Source organism: Deltaproteobacteria bacterium, from assembly GCA_035063765.1.
Lineage (GTDB): Bacteria > Myxococcota_A > UBA9160 > UBA9160 > PR03 > CAADGG01.
Map to the genome: position 1 here is coordinate 24,553 of JAPSFT010000015.1, position 15,393 is coordinate 39,945.

Consider the following 15,393-nt stretch of genomic DNA (forward strand, 5'->3'; position numbering starts at 1 on the left):
GGGGCTGCCGGCGCGCGGCGGCCGGCACGGGGCCTTCGACGAGGTGGGCCGTCATGAGCCCGGCTGCATGACCCGATCGCCGCTGCTCCGGCTCGTGGGCTACGCGCGCCCCTATGCGCTCGTGCTGCTGGCCGGCGTGCTCTGCGCGGGCCTCTACTCGAGCGCCCGCATGGGGCGCACCTGGCTGATCAAGCCGCTGATCGACGACGTCCTGCCGGCGGCGGGCACCGCGCCCGCCGCCGCGCCTCCGACCCTGTCGTGGCCGGGCCTCGAGCACCTGGTCACGCGCGCGCTGCCGGGCGCGCTGCGCAGCGACCCGGTCCCTGCCCCGTCCGGGCCGGCGCCGGCCCCGCTCGGCTTCTCCGACCGCCTCCTCGGCCTGCTCCTCGCCGGCGTCCTGATCGCGCTCGTGCTGCCGGTTGCCCACTTCGGCGCGGACTACCTCACCGAATGGGCGCTCGGGCGGGTCCTGATCGACGTCCAGCGCCAGATGGCCGAGAAGCTCCTGCGGCTCCCGCTCGCCGCGCACCACGCGCTGCGCCGCGGCGACGCCCTCACCCGCACCCTCAACGACGCGCTGCTCGCGCACCAGGCCCTGCGCATCCTGCTCGGCGACGTGGTCGAGGCGCTGCTCTTCGTCGTGGCCAGCGTGGGCACCCTGCTCCTGATCTCCTGGCAGCTCACGCTCCTGGTGCTGGCGCTCGCGCCCGCGCTGGTCGGCGCGGTGGCGCTCTTCGGGCGCCGGATCCGGCGCACGGCACGGCGCCGGCAGGAGACGACCGGCGAGGTGGTCCAGCGCCTCGTGCAGATCCTGGCCGGCATCAAGGTGATCAAGGCCTTCCGCGCCGAGCGCTTCGAGGCCGACAGCTTCGGCCGCGAGAACGAGCGGCTGTTCCGCCGCAGCATGCGCGTCGTACGCAACCGGGTCGGCTCGCGCAGCACGGTCGAGGCGGTCACCAACGCCGTCGGCCTGCTGGTGCTCGGCCTCGGCACCTGGCTCGCGCTGCAGCAGGCCTGGGGGCTCACGACCGGCTCGCTCGCGGCCTTCGGCGCGGTGATGATCACCGCGCAGCGGACGATCCGGGACCTCACCAAGGCGTGGACGCAGCTCCAGGACGCGCTGCCCTCCGCCGAGCGCTTCTTCGAGCTGCTCGACCGCCCGGGCGACCCTCCCGACCCGCCCGACGCCGTCCGCATCGACGGCCTGCGCCAGGGCCTGCGCGCCACGAAGCTGCGCTTCTCCTACGGCCGCGAGCCGGTGCTGCGCGACGTGTCGCTCGAGATCCGCGCCGGCGAGATGGTGGCGCTGGTCGGCCGCACCGGCGCGGGCAAGACCACGCTCGCCGACCTGCTGCTGCGGCTCCACGACCCCGACTCCGGCTCGATCGAGCTCGACGGCGTCGACCTGCGGCGCATCGCGCGCGACTCGCTGGCGGCCCAGGTGGCGGTGGTCACCCAGGACCCGCTGCTCTTTGCCGGCACGGTCCGCGACAACATCCGCTTCGGCCGGCCCGCCGCGAGCGACGCCGAGGTGGAGGCGGCCGGCCGCGCCGCCCACGTCGACGAGTTCGTGGCCGCGCTGCCCGAGGGCTGGGACACGCCGGTGGGCGAGGCCGGCGCGAAGCTCTCGGGCGGGCAGCGACAGCGCGTGGCGATCGCGCGCGCGCTCCTGCGCGACCCCGCGCTGCTGATCTTCGACGAGGCCACGAGCGCCCTCGACGCCCACAGCGAGCGGCTGGTCCAGGACGCCGTGGAGCGGCTCATGCAGGGCCGCACCGTCGTCGTGATCGCACACCGGCTCTCGACGGTGCGCCACGCCGACCGCATCGTCGTCCTCGAGGACGGCATGGTCTCGCGGATCGGCACCCACGAGGAGCTGCTCGCCGAGCCGGGCCTCTACCGCGACCTGGCGCGGCTCCAGAGCTGAGCCGCGGCGGCGGCGTAGAGACCCTCTGCGGTGTCGGCGAAGCGGGAGGGTGCGAAGAGCGCCTCGGCGCGCCGGCGCGCCGCTTCGCCGAAGGCGCGCCGGCGCGGCTCGTCGCACAGGAGCGCCTCCCAGGCCGCCGCGAGCGCTACCGGTTCCTCGTCGGCGAGCAGCCCCGTCCCGCCGTCCGCCACGATCTCGGGCAGCGCGCCGCGGCGCGAGGTCACGGCGGGGATCCCGCAGGCGGCGGCCTCCAGCACCGCCCGGCAGGTGCCGTCGGAGCCGGGCACGAGGAAGGTCAGCAGGTCGAGCGCGCGCAGGACGGCCGGGTAGTCGGCGCCGCGGTAGCCGGCGAAGACCACCCGATCGGCGATCCCGAGCGCCGCGGCGGGCCGCTCCGCCAGCTCCGCCCGGTGGGTGCCCCGGCCGACGATCACGAGCCGCGCCCCGGGAACCCGCTCGAACAGGCGCGCCGCGGCGGCGAGCAGCAGCTCGAAGCGCCGGTGGCGCTGCACGCGCGCCACGATGCCGAGCACGCGCTGGCCGGGGGCGAGCCCGAGGCTGCGGCGCAGCGCCGGGTCGGGGGGGGCGGGTGCGAAGCGCGCGAGGTCGATGGCCCCGAAGTGCCCCGCCACCGGCCGGCCGCCGCGCGCCGCGAGCGCGCCGGCGAGGCGGGGCGAGGGCACGAGCAGCCCATCCGCGCCGCGGCGGAGCAGCCAGCGCGTCCACGGCGCGCCGGGCAGCGGGCCGGCGGCGCGCCAGCTCCGCACCACGGCCGTGCGGCCCGCCCGGCGGCGCGCGCGCGCCGCGCGCAGCGCGAGCACGTGATCGCGGGTGTGCCAGCAGTGCGCGACCTCGATGTCGTGCCGGTCGAGGAAGCGGGCCAGGCGCGCGCCCTCCCCCCGGTCGGCGAGCGGGCGCGCCGCGCGGCCGGGCGCGAGGACGAGCGCCGGCGCGAGCCCGCGCGCCGCCGCCTCGCCCGCGAGCGAGCGCTCGGCCTCGCCGGGTCCCTCCGGACAGGCCAGCCAGACCGCCGCGCCGCGCGCGCGCAGGGCGCCCGCGAGCTCGAGCATGGGCTCGGCCGGGCCGGTCCACTTCCAGTCGCTGCTGAGCAGGAGGATGCGCCGGCCCGGTGCGCTCATCGGCGCCGCGTCTTCTCCCACAGCTTCACGTGCTTCGCGAGCACGTAGAAGGCCGAGGTGGCGGCGATCACGAAGCCCGGCCAGCCGTCGCGGAAGCCCTGCTTCCAGAGCCAGCACTCGACGAACTTGACCGGCGGGTGCAGGACGGCGCGCCAGGGCGAGAAGCGCCGGCCCTGCTTCACCCACTCGCCGGCAACCACGTCGGAGAAGCGCTGCACGGTGCGCAGGTGGTCCGCGAAATCGCGATAGGTGTGGTGCTCGAGGTCCGCGTCGAGGCGCCCCACCGGGCCGTCGGCGAAGAGCTTGTCGTGGGGGTCGATGCCGCCCCAGCGCGCGCGCCCGCGCCGCACGAGGCGCAGCTTCCAATCGGGATACCAGCCGCCGTGGTCGATCCAGCGGCCCAGGTGGAAGGCATGCCGCCGCACGGCGTAGCCGGCAAGCGGCGGGTCGCCCGCCAGCGCCGTCCGGATCGCCTCGCGCAGCGCCGGCGTGCAGCGCTCGTCGGCATCGAGGCACAGCACCCAGTCGCCGCCCGCCTGCTCGAGCGCGAAGTTCTTCTGGGCCACGTAGCCGGGCCACTCGCGCACGAGCACCCGACCGGCGAGCTTGCGCGCGATCTCGACGGTCCCGTCCCTGCTGCCCGAGTCGACCACCACGATCTCGTCGCACCAGGCGACGCTCTCGAGGCAGGCGGCGATGCGATCCGCCTCGTCGCGGCAGATCACGACGGCCGAGACGCGTGTCACCCGCGGACCCGCTCCACGGTGAGCACGCCGCGCACGCGTTCGATCTCCTTCATCACCGTGGTGAGCGAGCGCAGGTCGGTCACCCACAGGTCGAAGTCGTGGATCGCGGTCCGATCGTCGCTGGTGGCCACCCGGGCGCCGCCGATGTTGACGCCGGTGCCGGCGATCGACTTCGTGATCCGGGCCAGGACGCCCGGGCGGTCCACGGACACCACGCGCACCTTGATCTGGCGCGGGATCGCGGTCTTGCTCTCCCACTCGACGTCGATGCGCCGGTCGGGGTCCTGGGTGAAGGCGGCGGCGCAGTCGCGGGCATGGACCGTGACGCCCCGGCCGCGCGTGACGAAGCCGACCACGTCGTCGCCCGGCAGCGGGTTGCAGCAGCCGGCGAAGCGCACCAGCACGTCCGGCTGGCCGTCGACCCGGATCCCGCTCTTCGAGGTGGACGCGCGCTCGCGGCGGAAGAGCCCGCGCCGTTTCGGGCGCTCGGGCTCGGGCGGCGCCGGCGGCGCGTCGCCGCGCAGCCTGGCCAGCACCTGGGCCGCGGCGATCCGGCCGTAGCCGACCGCGGAGAACAGGTCGTCGGGCGCGCCCGAGAGCTCGGCCTGGGCCAGCGCGGCGAGTCGGCCGTCCTCGAGCGCGCGTGCGAGCGAGAGGCCGCCGCGACGCAGCTCCTTGTCGAGCATCTCGCGGCCGAGCTCACGGCTGCGTGCCTGCTCGGCCACCCGGGTCGCATGGCGGATGCGCTGGCGTGCCTTGCCCGACACCACGAACTCGAGCCAGTCCTTGCGCGGCTGCTGGGCCTCGCTGGTCAGGATCTCGACGGTGTCGCCGTCGCGCAGCTCGTGGCGCAGCGCCACCAGCTTCCCGTTCACGCGCGCACCCGCGCAGCGCTCCCCCACCTGGCTGTGGATCGCGTAGGCGAAGTCGACCGGTGTCGCACCGCGCGGCAGGTTGATCACGTCGCCCTGGGGCGTGAAGACGAAGACCTCGTCCGGGAACAGGTCCACCTTCACGGTGTCCAGGAACTCGTGGGGGTCCGAGAGCTCCTGCTGGCGCTCCACGAGCTGGCGCAGCCAGGCGAACTTCTGGTCGTCCGAACGGCGGCCGTCGGCGCCGCCCTCCTTGTAGCGCCAGTGGGCCGCGATCCCGAACTCGGCGTTGCGGTGCATCTCGCGGGTGCGGATCTGCACCTCCATGCGCTGGCCGGAAGGACCGATCACGGCCGTGTGCAGGCTCTGGTAGCCGTTGGGCTTGGCGAGCGCGACGTAGTCCTTGAAGCGTCCCGGCACGGGGCGCCAGAGCGCGTGCACGACCCCGAGGGCCTGGTAGACCGCCGCTTCGGGCCCGTCGAGGATGGTGCGGAAGGCGATCACGTCGTGGATCTGGTCGATCCCGACGCGCTGCGCCTCCATCTTCGCGTGGATCGAGGCGAGCTCCTTCTCGCGGCCGGTCACCTCCGCGTGCAGACCGGCCTCGGCGAGCTTCGCGGAGAGCAGGCCGCTCACCTCCTCCACGAAGCGGCTGCGTTCCTGCCGGCCGGACTGGATCTGCGCCTCGAGCTCGTGGGCCGCGGCGGGCTTGAGCGTGCGGAAGGCCAGGTCCACGAGCTCGCGGCGCATCCAGTCGACCCCGAGCCGGTGCGCCAGCGGCGCGTAGATGTCGAGCGTCTCCTGGGCGATCCGGCGCCGCGCGTCCTCGTCCATGTGCTCGAGCGTGCGCATGTTGTGGAGCCGGTCGGCGAGCTTGATGAGCAGGATCCGGATGTCCTTGCTCATCGCGATCAGCATCTTGCGGAAGTTCTCGGCCTGCCGTTCGCGCGCCGAGGTGAACTCGATCTTCGCGATCTTCGTGAGCCCCTCGACGAGCACCGCCACCTCGTCACCGAAGAGACGCCGGAGCTCGGGCAGCGTGGTGAGGGTGTCCTCGAGCGTGTCGTGCAGGAGGCCCGCGGCGACGCTGGCCTCGTCGAGCCGCATGTCGGCGAGGATGCCGGCCACCTCCAGCGGGTGGACCAGATAGGGCTCGCCGGACAGCCGCTGCTGGCCCTCGTGGACCTTGGCGGCGAACACGTAGGCGCGCTGGAGCAGCGCCAGGTCGGCGTCGGGCTGGTTCTCGAGGACCTTGTCGGCGATGTCGTTGAAGCGGAGCATGCGGGCTCGTCGGGGGTCCGGACGCGCCTAGGGTATCGGACGGCCGCGGCCCCTGCCTTTGCTCGCCCGGCTTCAGGCCGGCAGCCAGTCGCCGAGGTCCGGGGCGAGGCGTGCGCGCAGCGCGTCGAGGCCGGCGCGCCCGGGCAGCGCCGCGCGCCCGCCGGCCCGGGCCGCGGCCACGATCGCGCCGAGCTCCGCGACCGCCTGCTCGAGCGCGTCGTTGACGACGAAGGCGTCGAAGAGCGGCGCCGCCTGGAACTCGCCGCGCGCGATCGCGAGGCGCCGCGCCACCTCGTCCTCGTGATCGGTGCCGCGCCCGCGCAGGCGCCGCTCGAGCGCGGCCCGCGAGGGCGGCAGCAGGAACACCAGGCAGGCGTCGGGCCGGCGCCGGCGCACCTGGCGCGCGCCCTCGGTCTCGATCTCGAGCAGCACGTCGAGGCCGCTGGCGAGCGGCGCCTCGATCGCCGCCCACGAGGTGCCGTAGCGATGGCCGCTGTAGCGCGCGTGCTCGAGGAAGGCTCCCCTGGCGACCAGCTCCTCGAAGGCCGCCTCGTCGACGAAGTGGTAGTCGACGCCCTCCCGCTCCCCCGCGCGCGGCGGGCGCGTGGTGTGCGACACCGAGAACACCACCCCGGGGTCCTGCGCCACGATCGCGCGGCAGACCGTCGTCTTGCCGGTCCCGGAGGGGGCCGACACCACGAACGGGAGGCCGCGACGACTCCCGCTCGCGCTCACGCCTCGTGCTCCGGGCCGTCGCCCCGCAGGCGCGCCGCGAGCGTCTCGGGGTGGATCGCGGAGAGCACGACGTGGTCGCTGTCGAGGACCAGGATCGAGCGGGTGCGGCGGCCCTCGGTCGCGTCCACGAGCTTGCCGCGGTTCGAGGCTTCCCGGCGCAGCCGGCGCATCGGCGAGGCCCCCGGCGCGACGATCGCCACGATGCGCCCGCTCGCCACCAGGTTGCCGTAGCCGACGTTGAGCAGGCGCGCGCGCGGGGCGCCCGGCTCGGGCGCGCGCAGGACCGCGTCGTCGCTGTCGGCATCCTGGATCATCCGGGTGGGTCCCTGGGCGCGTCACTCGACGTTCTGGACCTGCTCGCGGATCCGCTCGAGCTCGGTCTTCAGGTCGACGACCTGGTGCGCGATCGGCGCGTCCGCGCCCTTCGAGCCGATCGTGTTGGCTTCCCGGCCCATCTCCTGGAGCAGGAAGTCGAGCCGCCGGCCGGCCGGCTCCCGCGGCCCGGCCGCGGCGAGCAGCGCCCGGAACTGCGCCACGTGGCTGTGCAGGCGCACGCACTCCTCGGTGACGTCGAGCCGGTCCGCGGCCCACACCAGCTCCTGGTGCAGCCGCGCCTCGTCGAGCAGCCCGGTCTCCTCGCGGAGCTGCTCGGCGCGCTTGCGCAGCCGGTCGCGCACCACCCGCTGCACGTCGCCGGCGCGTGCCTCGATCCCGCGCACCAGCGCCTCCAGCCGCTCGAGCCGGCCGCGCAGCTCGCGGTCGAGCGCCTCGCCCTCGCCGGCACGCAGCGCGACCAGCGCCTCGAGCGCCGCGCCGAGCGCCTGCCGCAGCGCGACGCGCAGCGCGTCCTCGCCGGGCTCGCGCTCCACCACGCGGGCGACACCCGGCAGCGCCAGGAGGGTGGCGGTGTCGAGCTCGCCGGCGACGCCGTGCTGCTCGCGCAGCGCGCGCGCCGCCGCCAGGTAGCGGGCCGCGGCGGCGAGATCGAGCTCCACCGTGTCGGCCGGAGCCGTTCCGGCGGTGGCCCGCACGTTCAGGTCCACCTTGCCCCGCGCGAGCTGCTCGGCGACCTGCGCGCGCAGCTCGCCCTCGAAGCCGGCGAGCCCGCGTGGCAGCCGCGTCTTCACGTCGAGATGGCGGTGGTTCACGCTGCGCAGCTCGACCTCGAAGGAGCTCCCGTCGACCGTGAAGGCCGCCTGCCCGTAGCCCGTCATGCTCCGGATCACGCGAGCTCGCCCTGCACCGCCGCGAGCGCCGCCGGCAGCCGCTCGCGGACCTCGTCGGGGCTCGCCGTCGCCGTTCCGATCTTGCCGACCACGACCCCGGCCGCCGTGTTGGCGAGCACCGCCGCCTCGAGCAGCGAGCCGCCGGCCCGCAGCGCCAGCGCCAGCACCGCGATCGCGGTGTCGCCCGCCCCCTGCACGTCGAAGACCTCGCGCGCCGGCGTGGGCACGTCCACGCCCTCGATGTCGTCCCCGAACAGGGTCATGCCGGCGGCCCCGCGCGTGACCGCCAGCGCCGCGCCACCGAGCCGCCGGCGCAGCCGCTCGGCGGCCCGCGCCAGCTCGTCGCGGGTCTGGATGCGGGCGCCCGCCAGCGCCTCCATCTCGCGCAGGTTCGGCTTGACCAGCGTGGCGCCGCGGTAGGCCGCGAGGTCGGCCTTCGGGTCCACCGACACCGGCACCCCTGCCGCCTCGAAGCGGCGCATCGCGGCGCGCAGCAGGCGCGGCGCCAGGAGCCCCTTGCCGTAGTCCTCGAGCACGACGCCGTGGGCCTGCGGGAGGGCGGCGTCGACGGCGGCCAGCAGCGTCCGGGCCAGCCCCGGCGGCACCGCCTCGCTGGTCTCGCGGTCGAAGCGCACGACCTGCTGCGAGCGCGCCACCACCCGCGTCTTGCGCGTGGTCGGCCGGTCGGGGACGCGGACGATCCCGGCCGGATCGACGCCCAGCTCGCCGAGCAGCTCGAGCACCCGATCGCCGGCGCGATCGTCACCGATCGCCGCGCAGAAGTCGCAGGACGCCCCGAGCGCCACCGCGTTGCGCACCACGTTGCCCGCCCCGCCCAGCACCATCGACTCGCGGCGCACGTGCACGACCGGCACCGGCGCCTCCGGGCTCACCCGCTCGACCTCGCCCCACAGGTACTCGTCGAGCACCACGTCCCCCACCACGAGCAGGCGGACGTGGCGGAAGCCGTCGAGGAGCTTCTCCAGCCGGCGCAGCTCGAGGCGGGCGGGCCTCATCGCGCGAGCCCCCGGCGCTCGAGGGCGCCGCGCGCCTCCGCAACGCGATCCTCGGGCGCCTGCGTGCGCAGCCAGCCGAGCAGCTCGCGCAGGCCGGCCGCGAGCGAGGTGCGCGCCTCGAAGCCGAGCTCCCGGGTGATCCGCTCGACGTCGGCGAAGCAGTGCCGGATGTCGCCCGCCCGGAACTGCCCCGTCGACGCCGGTGCGACGGCCACGCCGAGCGCGCGCGCGAGCGCCTCCGCCACCTCCACGATCGCGGTCGCGCGCCCGGTCCCCACGTTGTAGATGCGCCCCACGGCCTCGTCCTTCTCCATCGCGAGCAGGTTCGCGGCCACGACGTCCGAGACGTGGACGAAGTCCCGGGTCTGGCGGCCGTCCTCGAAGAGTACCGGGGCGCGGCCGTTGAGCAGCCGGCTCGAGAAGATCGCGACCACCCCCGTGTAGGGGTTGCCGAGCGCCTGGCGCGTCCCGAAGACGTTGAAGTAGCGCAGCGCCACGGTCGGGATGCCGTAGGCGTTCCCGACCGCCAGGAAGAGCTCCTCGTGATCGCGCTTGGTCACCGCGTAGACGGAGGTGGGCGCGATCGGCGCGGACTCCGGGGTCGGGACCGGCGCGAGCGGCCGCCCGCGCGCGTCCTCGGGCTCCCAGCGGCGCGCCTCGAGCTGCGCGGCCGGCCGCAGGCCGGGGTGGACCGTCCGGCCCTCCGCGTCCCGGTACGCGCCCTCCCCGTAGAGCGACATCGACGACGCCACGACCACGCGCCGGAGCTGGCCGCGCCGCTCCACGAGCTCCTCGAGCAGCACGGCCGCGCCGAGCGTGTTCGCGGACACGTAGCGTTCGATCTCGTACATCGACTGGCCGACGCCGACCGCCGCGGCCTCGTGGAAGACGGCCTCGACGTCCGCGAGCGCGTTGCGCACGGCCGCGCGATCGCGCAGGTCGGCGACGCGCAGGTCGACCGCGGGTGGCAGCCACGGCGGCGGCTTGCGCTCGGGACCGTGCACCTGCGCCTCGAGCGCGTCGAGCACCCGGACCTCGTGGCCGCGCGCGAGCAGCGCATCGACCAGGTGCGAGCCGATGAAGCCGGCGCCCCCCGTGACCAGCACCCTCACGCCGCACCCTCCGCCTGCGCCCGGATGCCCGCGAGCCCCCAGGACGCCGGGCAGCCGCGCAGGTGCCAGGCGAGGATCGCCGCGCGCTCGCGCCAGCGCTCGCGCTCACGCGGCACGACGAGCGCGAGCGGTGCCAGCGCGAGCAGGGCGAGCACGAGCTTCGCCACCCGCACGGCGACGACGGCGGCGGCGCGGCCCGCCCCGCGGCGCTTGCGGAAGAAGTGGTAGAGCGAGCGGTGGTACTCGATGCGGGTCGCGAGCGGGACGCGCTTCTTGGTGGTGGCGCCGTGGTGGTGGAGCAGGCGCGCCTCGGGCAGGTGCACGACGCGCCAGCCCGCCGCGCGCATCGCGAACAGCCAGTCCGTCTCCTCGAGGAAGAAGAAGTAGTCCTCGGGCAGCGGGCCGACGGCCTCCAGCGCCTCGCGGCGCGCCACCATGCAGGCGCCGAGCACCGCCTCGACCTCGAGGGGTCCGTCGTGGCGGAAGCGCTTCGAGGGGAAGCGGCGCGGCCACACGCTCTCGAGCACCCCGCGCGGCACCAGCTCGCCGAGCAGCGTCGGCGCGTTGTGGATGCTGTTCTGGAGCCGCCCGTCGGGGTGCAGGAGCTGGGGCCCCACGACGCCGACGCCGGGGTGCGCGTCCAGGTGCCGCACGCAGGCTTCGAAGCAGCCCGGCAGGACCTCGGTGTCGTTGTTGAGGAGGGCGACGTAGCGACCGCGCGCCCGGGCGAGGCCGGCGTTGTTGCCCGCCGCGAAGCCGAGGTTGCGCGGGAGCGCCACCAGCTCGGCCCACGGGAAGCGCTCCCGCACCGCCGCGACGGTCCCGTCGCCCGAGCCGTTGTCGACGACCAGCGTCTCGACCGCGAGCGAGGCCCCGGGGCCGCGCAGGGCGCGCTCGATCGAGGCCAGGCAGGCGAGCACGAGCTCGCGCCCGTTCCAGGTGAGCAGCACGATCGAGAGGTCGCTCACGCCGGCACCGAGCGGCGTCGCGCCGGCGCCAGCGGCGCCGCGGGCTCGCGCAGCAGCTGCCGCGCCGCGTCGCCGCGGAAGCCTTCGGGATCGCGGAACGCCTCGACGGCTGCGGCGGCCACGCGCTCGCTCGCAATCCCCGTCATGCAGCGGTGGTCGATCGGGCAGCGGCGCCGGTAGCAGGGCCGGCACCCGACGTCGGCGGCGAAGGCCCGGACCCGCTCCAGGTTCCAGCTCGTCTTGGCGAGGCTGGTCGGGCCGAAGAGCGCGAGCACGGGCACGCCGAACGCCACCGCCACGTGGCGTGCGCCGGCGTCGTTGCAGACCAGCACACGCGCGCGCCGCACCACCGCCTTGAGGGCGCCGAGGTCGAGCCGCCCCGTGAGGAGCGCGGCTGGCGCGCGCATCGCCGCGGCGAGCGCGCTGGCGAGCGGCGCCTCGTCGGGCGCGCCGATCACCGCCACCCGCGCGCCTGCCGCCGCCAGCGCGTCGCCCACCGCGGCGAAGCGCTCCGGGGGCCAGCGCTTCGCGGGCCCGAACGAGGCGCCCGGCGCCAGCAGCGCGAGCGGCTCGCCGGCACCGATCCCGGCCGCAGCCAGCGCGTGGCGCGCGGCCTGCTCCTCCTCGTCGCGGACGAAGAGCTCGAGGTGGGGGCCCTGCGCAGGGCAACCCGCGGCCGCGACGACGTCGAGCACCTGCTGCTCGCGCGGCACGAGACCGGGGCGCGGCGCGACCGCGACGTGGAGCAGCACGCGGCGACCCTGGGTGGCATGGCCCACGATCCGCCCGACGCCGGCGCAGCGCATGAGGAGCGCCGAGGAGAAGGAGTCGGGCAGGCACAGGCCGAGCTCGAAGCGGCGCGCGCGCAGCCCGACGCCCTCGCGCACGAGGGCGCCCGCCCCGCGCCCCGCCGAGGCCAGCGGCACGATCTCGTCGATCCAGGGTGCCCCCCGGAGCAGCGGCGCGAGGGAGGCCTTCACGTGCACGGCGACGTGGGCGCCCGGGCGCCCGGCGCGCAGCGCGCGCAGGCCGGGCGTGGCCATCACGACGTCGCCCGCCCAGTTGGGAGCGCGCACCAGGATGCGCTCGGCCACCAGCCCTCCGCCCGGCGGCCGCCCCTCGGGCGCCGCTTCGCGAGACGGGTACTACCCCGGCTCGGGGGCCGCCAGCAGCGCGCGCGCCGCCGCGAGCACGGCGTCCGGCCCGATCCGCGCCATGCAGGGGGCCGACGCGCACCCGCGCCGGCAGGGGCTGCACGCCACCGGGACGCGCACGGAGCGCGAGGGGGTGCCCGGATGCGGTGCGTTCTCGACCGGATCGGTCGGGCCGAGCAGCTGCACGACCGGCGTTCCCACCAGCGAGGCGACGTGCAGCGGCCCGCTGTCGCTGCCGAGGAAGAGCCGCGCCTGCCCGAGCAGCGCCGCCAGCTCGCCGAGGCCGGCCGTGGCGGGCGCGAGCCGGGCCGCGCCGTCCGATCCCGCGACGATCGCCTCGGCGAGCGCGCGCTCCTCCGCGGCAGCGCCGTGGCTCACCAGAACGCGCTGGCCCTCCGCGGCCAGGCCCCTCGCGACGGCGGCCCAGGCGCCGGCGCTCCAGCGCTTGTGCGGCGTATCGGCGCTGGTGCCCGGGTGCAGCACGACCGGCGCTGGGCCCGGGCCGAGCGCGTCGCCGAGCCGCCGGCGGGCGTCGCCCCCCGCGCGCAGCGGTGCTGCGTCCGGCGCCACCGGCACGCCCAGGAACTCGACCAGGGCGAGGTTGCGAGCAAAGCGCGACAGCCGCCTGGCCGCGAGCTTCGCGCGGGCGGTCGCGAGCCACCAGGCGCCCTCGCGCGCAAACGGGGCCGCATAGCCCACCCGCACCGGCGCCCCGCTCGCGCGCGCGAGCAGCGCGCTCTTCCCGATCGAGTGGAAGTCGACGACGAGGTCGAAGCGGCGCCGGCGCAGCGCGCGCACGCACCCGAGGAGCGCCGCGGCGAAGCGGCCCGGGCGCAGCCGGCGCAGGGCGCCGGCGAGCTCCGCGCGCGGGAAGACGAGCACCTCGTCGACCCAGGGCTGTCCTTCGACGGCGCTGCGCGACGCCGGCTCGACGAGCCAGGCCACGTGCGCGCCCGGGTACGCGGCGCGCAGCGCCGAGGCGGCCGGCAGGGTGCGTACCACGTCCCCGATCGCGCCGAGGCGCACGAGCAGGATCCGGTCGGCCGCGGGCGGGTGCCGGAGCGGGTTCACGCAGATGGCCAGGAATCGACCTCCGGAGTGCTGGGGCCGCGATCGCCGGGGACGCGCTCGCCCGGTCGCGCGGCCCCGCCGCCTCGCACGCGCCGCCGCCTCCGTGCGCTTCGGCACCCTGCGGACGGCCCGGTTAGCATACGCGCCGATGCGCGTCTCCCGCACGCTGGCCGCCTCCGTCGCCGGAGAGATCGCGCTCTACGCGGGCCTCGGCTTCGCCGGCTTCGTCGTGATCATGCTGGCCCAGAACCTGGCGCAGCGGCTTCCCGCCCTGCTGGCGGTCGGCTTCTCGTGGAGCGACGTGTTCGAGCTGCTCGGCACCCTGATGCCGCTGGTGGCCGCCTACTCGATCCCGGTCGGCTTCCTGTTCGGCGTGCTGGCGGCGGCCGCGCGCCAGTCGGCGGACGCCGAGCTCACGGCGATGCGCGCCTGCGGGCTCGGGCTCGGGGCGGTGCTCGGCCCCGCGCTCGCGCTCGGGGTTCTCGTCTCGGTCGCGACCGGCCTCCTGATGGTCCACGGCGAGCCGGCCGCGCGGCGCGAGCTGCGCAGCCTGCTGGCCGAGGTGGCCTCGCGCGGCGGGCTGCTCGAGCCGGGCCGCTTCCGCGCGATCGGCCCGCGCGTCGTCTACGTGCAGGCACGCGACCGCGAGAACGGGCTGCGCCGGATCCTGGTGGCCGACCGCAGCGACCCCAGGCGCCCGTTCCTGGTCTTTGCCGAGCAGGGGCGCTTCCACTTCGACCCCGGCACGACCACGATCCGGCTCGAGCTCGAGCACGGCGACGTCCACTTCGAGAACCGGGACGCCGAGCACCACCAGCGGATCGTCTTCGACCGCTTCGAGTACGCGATCGACGCCACGGCGCTGTTCGAGCGCGGCGGCAGTACGCGCCCGCGCGAGATGCGCTTCGACGAGCTGCGCGAGGCGATCGCGGAGGCCGACCAGGGCACGCTCGACGCCGCCGCGCGCGGCGGCCGCGACCCGAACGACTTCCGCGCCCAGTACCACCGGCGGCTCGCGCTGCCCTTCGCGCCGCTGCTCTTCGCGGTGCTCGGCGTCGCACTCGGCTCGAGCCGCACGCGCGCAGCCCGCTCCTGGGGCTTCCTGGCCTGCGCCTTCCTGACCGCCGCCTACTACACGCTGCTCACCTTCGGCGAGTTCCTCGGCGAGAGCGGCAGCCTGCCGCCGGCGTTCGCGCTCTGGGTGCCGAACGCGGCGTTCGCCCTCGCCGCCGGGGTGCTGCTCTGGCGCCTGCGGCGCACGGCCTCGTAGGCCGCCCGGGGCAGCGGAGGTGGGATCACCCGTGAGCGCACCCCCGCGGCATCCCGCGCCCGCCGGCTTCGCCTGGCGCGAGGCGCCGGGCCTGCGGATCGCCGCCGACGCCGCGCTCGAGCCCGCGCTGGCCGCCGCCGGCCTGCTCGACCCCGAGCGGGTGCGCGCGCGGCTCGCCGAGGCGCAGGGTGCGCGGGGCCGGGCGCCGATCGCCGTCGCCACGCTCGCGGGCGGGGCCGGCCGCGTGGCGCTGCGCGGGCTCCGGCGCGGCGGCTGGCTCGCGCCGCTCCTCGGCGGTGCGCTCGCGGACGCGCGCCGCCCCTTCACCGAGCTCGCCGTGACGGCGCGCCTGCGCGGGGCCGGCGCCCCGGTACCGCGGCCGCTCTTCGCCATCGCCTGGCGCCGCGGCGCCGTCTGGAACGCCGCGCTCGGGACCGCCTTCGTCGACGATGCCGTCGACGCCGCGACGCTGCTCGCCGCGCCGCCGCCGCGCGTCCACCTGCGCCGGATCCTGGCCGCCTCCGGCCAGGCCGTGCGCCGCTTCCACGACGTCGGCGGCGCCCACCCGGACCTGCACGCGGGCAACCTCCTCGTCCGCGACGGCGGCGAGCGGGTCGCCGTCTGGATCGTCGACCTCGACGGCGCGCGTGCCGGCGCTCCGCAGGGCGCGGCGGCGCGCATGGCCCAGCTCATGCGCCTGTACCGCTCGCTCCACAAGCGCGGCCTGCTCGCGGCCGCCGGCGGACCACGCGGTGCCCTCTGGTTCCTGCGCGCCTACACGGCCGGCGATCGCGCGCTCCGCCAGGCGCTGCTCGCACGGCTCCCCGCCGAGCGCCGGCGGCTCGCGCGACACGCCCTCCTGTACCCCTCCTGAGG

The 15,393-nt window shown here is 76.4% G+C and carries 14 protein-coding genes; 3 read left to right on the top strand and 11 right to left on the bottom strand.

The genetic code is table 11. The features are described from left to right. Positions 1-67 precede the first annotated feature (67 nt). The gene (locus tag OZ948_12545) at positions 68-1,927 is read left to right on the top strand and encodes an ABC transporter ATP-binding protein (GenBank protein ID MEB2345562.1); all 1,860 of its coding nucleotides are present in this window, start codon (positions 68-70) and stop codon (positions 1,925-1,927) included. On the opposite strand, the gene OZ948_12550 is transcribed toward OZ948_12545, so the two are convergent. The 11 genes from OZ948_12550 to OZ948_12600 form a co-directional block, all read right to left on the bottom strand. Beyond that, positions 1,897-3,066, bottom strand: coding sequence for a glycosyltransferase family 4 protein (locus tag OZ948_12550; GenBank protein ID MEB2345563.1), 1,170 nt, complete (start codon positions 3,064-3,066; stop codon positions 1,897-1,899). The two genes, OZ948_12545 and OZ948_12550, sit on opposite strands and share 31 nt — an antisense overlap. Beyond that, positions 3,063-3,812 (bottom strand): glycosyltransferase family 2 protein, encoded by a 750-nt coding sequence (locus OZ948_12555; GenBank protein ID MEB2345564.1) that lies wholly within the window; start codon positions 3,810-3,812, stop codon positions 3,063-3,065. Before OZ948_12555 ends, OZ948_12550 begins: the two co-directional genes overlap by 4 nt. After that, positions 3,809-5,965: a bifunctional (p)ppGpp synthetase/guanosine-3',5'-bis(diphosphate) 3'-pyrophosphohydrolase gene (locus tag OZ948_12560; GenBank protein MEB2345565.1), complete on the bottom strand. Its 2,157-nt coding sequence runs from the start codon at positions 5,963-5,965 to the stop codon at positions 3,809-3,811. The genes OZ948_12555 and OZ948_12560 overlap by 4 nt, the downstream gene beginning before the upstream one ends. Positions 5,966-6,037: 72 nt before the next feature. After that, positions 6,038-6,700 carry a guanylate kinase gene (gene gmk / locus OZ948_12565; protein MEB2345566.1) on the bottom strand — a complete coding sequence of 221 codons (663 nt, stop codon included), beginning with the start codon at positions 6,698-6,700 and terminating at the stop codon, positions 6,038-6,040. Continuing rightward, positions 6,697-7,014 (bottom strand): DUF370 domain-containing protein, encoded by a 318-nt coding sequence (locus tag OZ948_12570; protein ID MEB2345567.1) that lies wholly within the window; start codon positions 7,012-7,014, stop codon positions 6,697-6,699. Before OZ948_12570 ends, gmk begins: the two co-directional genes overlap by 4 nt. A gap of 21 nt (positions 7,015-7,035) precedes the next feature. Then, positions 7,036-7,914 carry a YicC family protein gene (locus OZ948_12575; protein MEB2345568.1) on the bottom strand — a complete coding sequence of 293 codons (879 nt, stop codon included), beginning with the start codon at positions 7,912-7,914 and terminating at the stop codon, positions 7,036-7,038. Positions 7,915-7,922: 8 nt separating this feature from the next. Then, complete coding sequence (gene rfaE1, locus OZ948_12580; GenBank protein ID MEB2345569.1) at positions 7,923-8,942, bottom strand: D-glycero-beta-D-manno-heptose-7-phosphate kinase; 1,020 nt, start codon at positions 8,940-8,942, stop codon at positions 7,923-7,925. Further along, positions 8,939-10,054, bottom strand: coding sequence for an NAD-dependent epimerase/dehydratase family protein (locus tag OZ948_12585; protein ID MEB2345570.1), 1,116 nt, complete (start codon positions 10,052-10,054; stop codon positions 8,939-8,941). The genes rfaE1 and OZ948_12585 overlap by 4 nt, the downstream gene beginning before the upstream one ends. Further along, a complete protein-coding gene (locus OZ948_12590; GenBank protein ID MEB2345571.1) occupies positions 10,051-11,022 on the bottom strand; it encodes a glycosyltransferase family 2 protein in 972 nt (323 codons plus the stop codon). The genes OZ948_12585 and OZ948_12590 overlap by 4 nt, the downstream gene beginning before the upstream one ends. After that, entirely contained in the window at positions 11,019-12,116 is a 1,098-nt protein-coding gene (gene waaF / locus OZ948_12595; GenBank protein ID MEB2345572.1) for a lipopolysaccharide heptosyltransferase II, read from the bottom strand. The genes OZ948_12590 and waaF overlap by 4 nt, the downstream gene beginning before the upstream one ends. A gap of 51 nt (positions 12,117-12,167) precedes the next feature. Further along, positions 12,168-13,247, bottom strand: coding sequence for a glycosyltransferase family 9 protein (locus OZ948_12600; protein ID MEB2345573.1), 1,080 nt, complete (start codon positions 13,245-13,247; stop codon positions 12,168-12,170). A gap of 148 nt (positions 13,248-13,395) precedes the next feature. Between OZ948_12600 and OZ948_12605 the strand changes: the two genes are divergently transcribed. Beyond that, a complete protein-coding gene (locus OZ948_12605; protein MEB2345574.1) occupies positions 13,396-14,517 on the top strand; it encodes an LptF/LptG family permease in 1,122 nt (373 codons plus the stop codon). A 31-nt stretch (positions 14,518-14,548) separates the two neighbouring features. Next, positions 14,549-15,391 carry a hypothetical protein gene (locus tag OZ948_12610; GenBank protein MEB2345575.1) on the top strand — a complete coding sequence of 281 codons (843 nt, stop codon included), beginning with the start codon at positions 14,549-14,551 and terminating at the stop codon, positions 15,389-15,391. Positions 15,392-15,393: the final 2 nt, after the last annotated feature.

What these genes read in the sequence shown, in the direction of transcription:
- OZ948_12575 (MEB2345568.1), bottom strand. Translation starts at nt 7,914, where the DNA reads ATGACGGGCTACGGGCAGGCGGCCTTCACGGTCGACGGGAGCTCCTTC.
- rfaE1 (MEB2345569.1), bottom strand. Translation starts at nt 8,942, where the DNA reads ATGAGGCCCGCCCGCCTCGAGCTGCGCCGGCTGGAGAAGCTCCTCGAC.
- OZ948_12550 (MEB2345563.1), bottom strand. Translation starts at nt 3,066, where the DNA reads ATGAGCGCACCGGGCCGGCGCATCCTCCTGCTCAGCAGCGACTGGAAG.
- OZ948_12560 (MEB2345565.1), bottom strand. Translation starts at nt 5,965, where the DNA reads ATGCTCCGCTTCAACGACATCGCCGACAAGGTCCTCGAGAACCAGCCC.
- OZ948_12605 (MEB2345574.1), top strand. Translation starts at nt 13,396, where the DNA reads ATGCGCGTCTCCCGCACGCTGGCCGCCTCCGTCGCCGGAGAGATCGCG.
- OZ948_12570 (MEB2345567.1), bottom strand. Translation starts at nt 7,014, where the DNA reads ATGATCCAGGATGCCGACAGCGACGACGCGGTCCTGCGCGCGCCCGAG.
- OZ948_12545 (MEB2345562.1), top strand. Translation starts at nt 68, where the DNA reads ATGACCCGATCGCCGCTGCTCCGGCTCGTGGGCTACGCGCGCCCCTAT.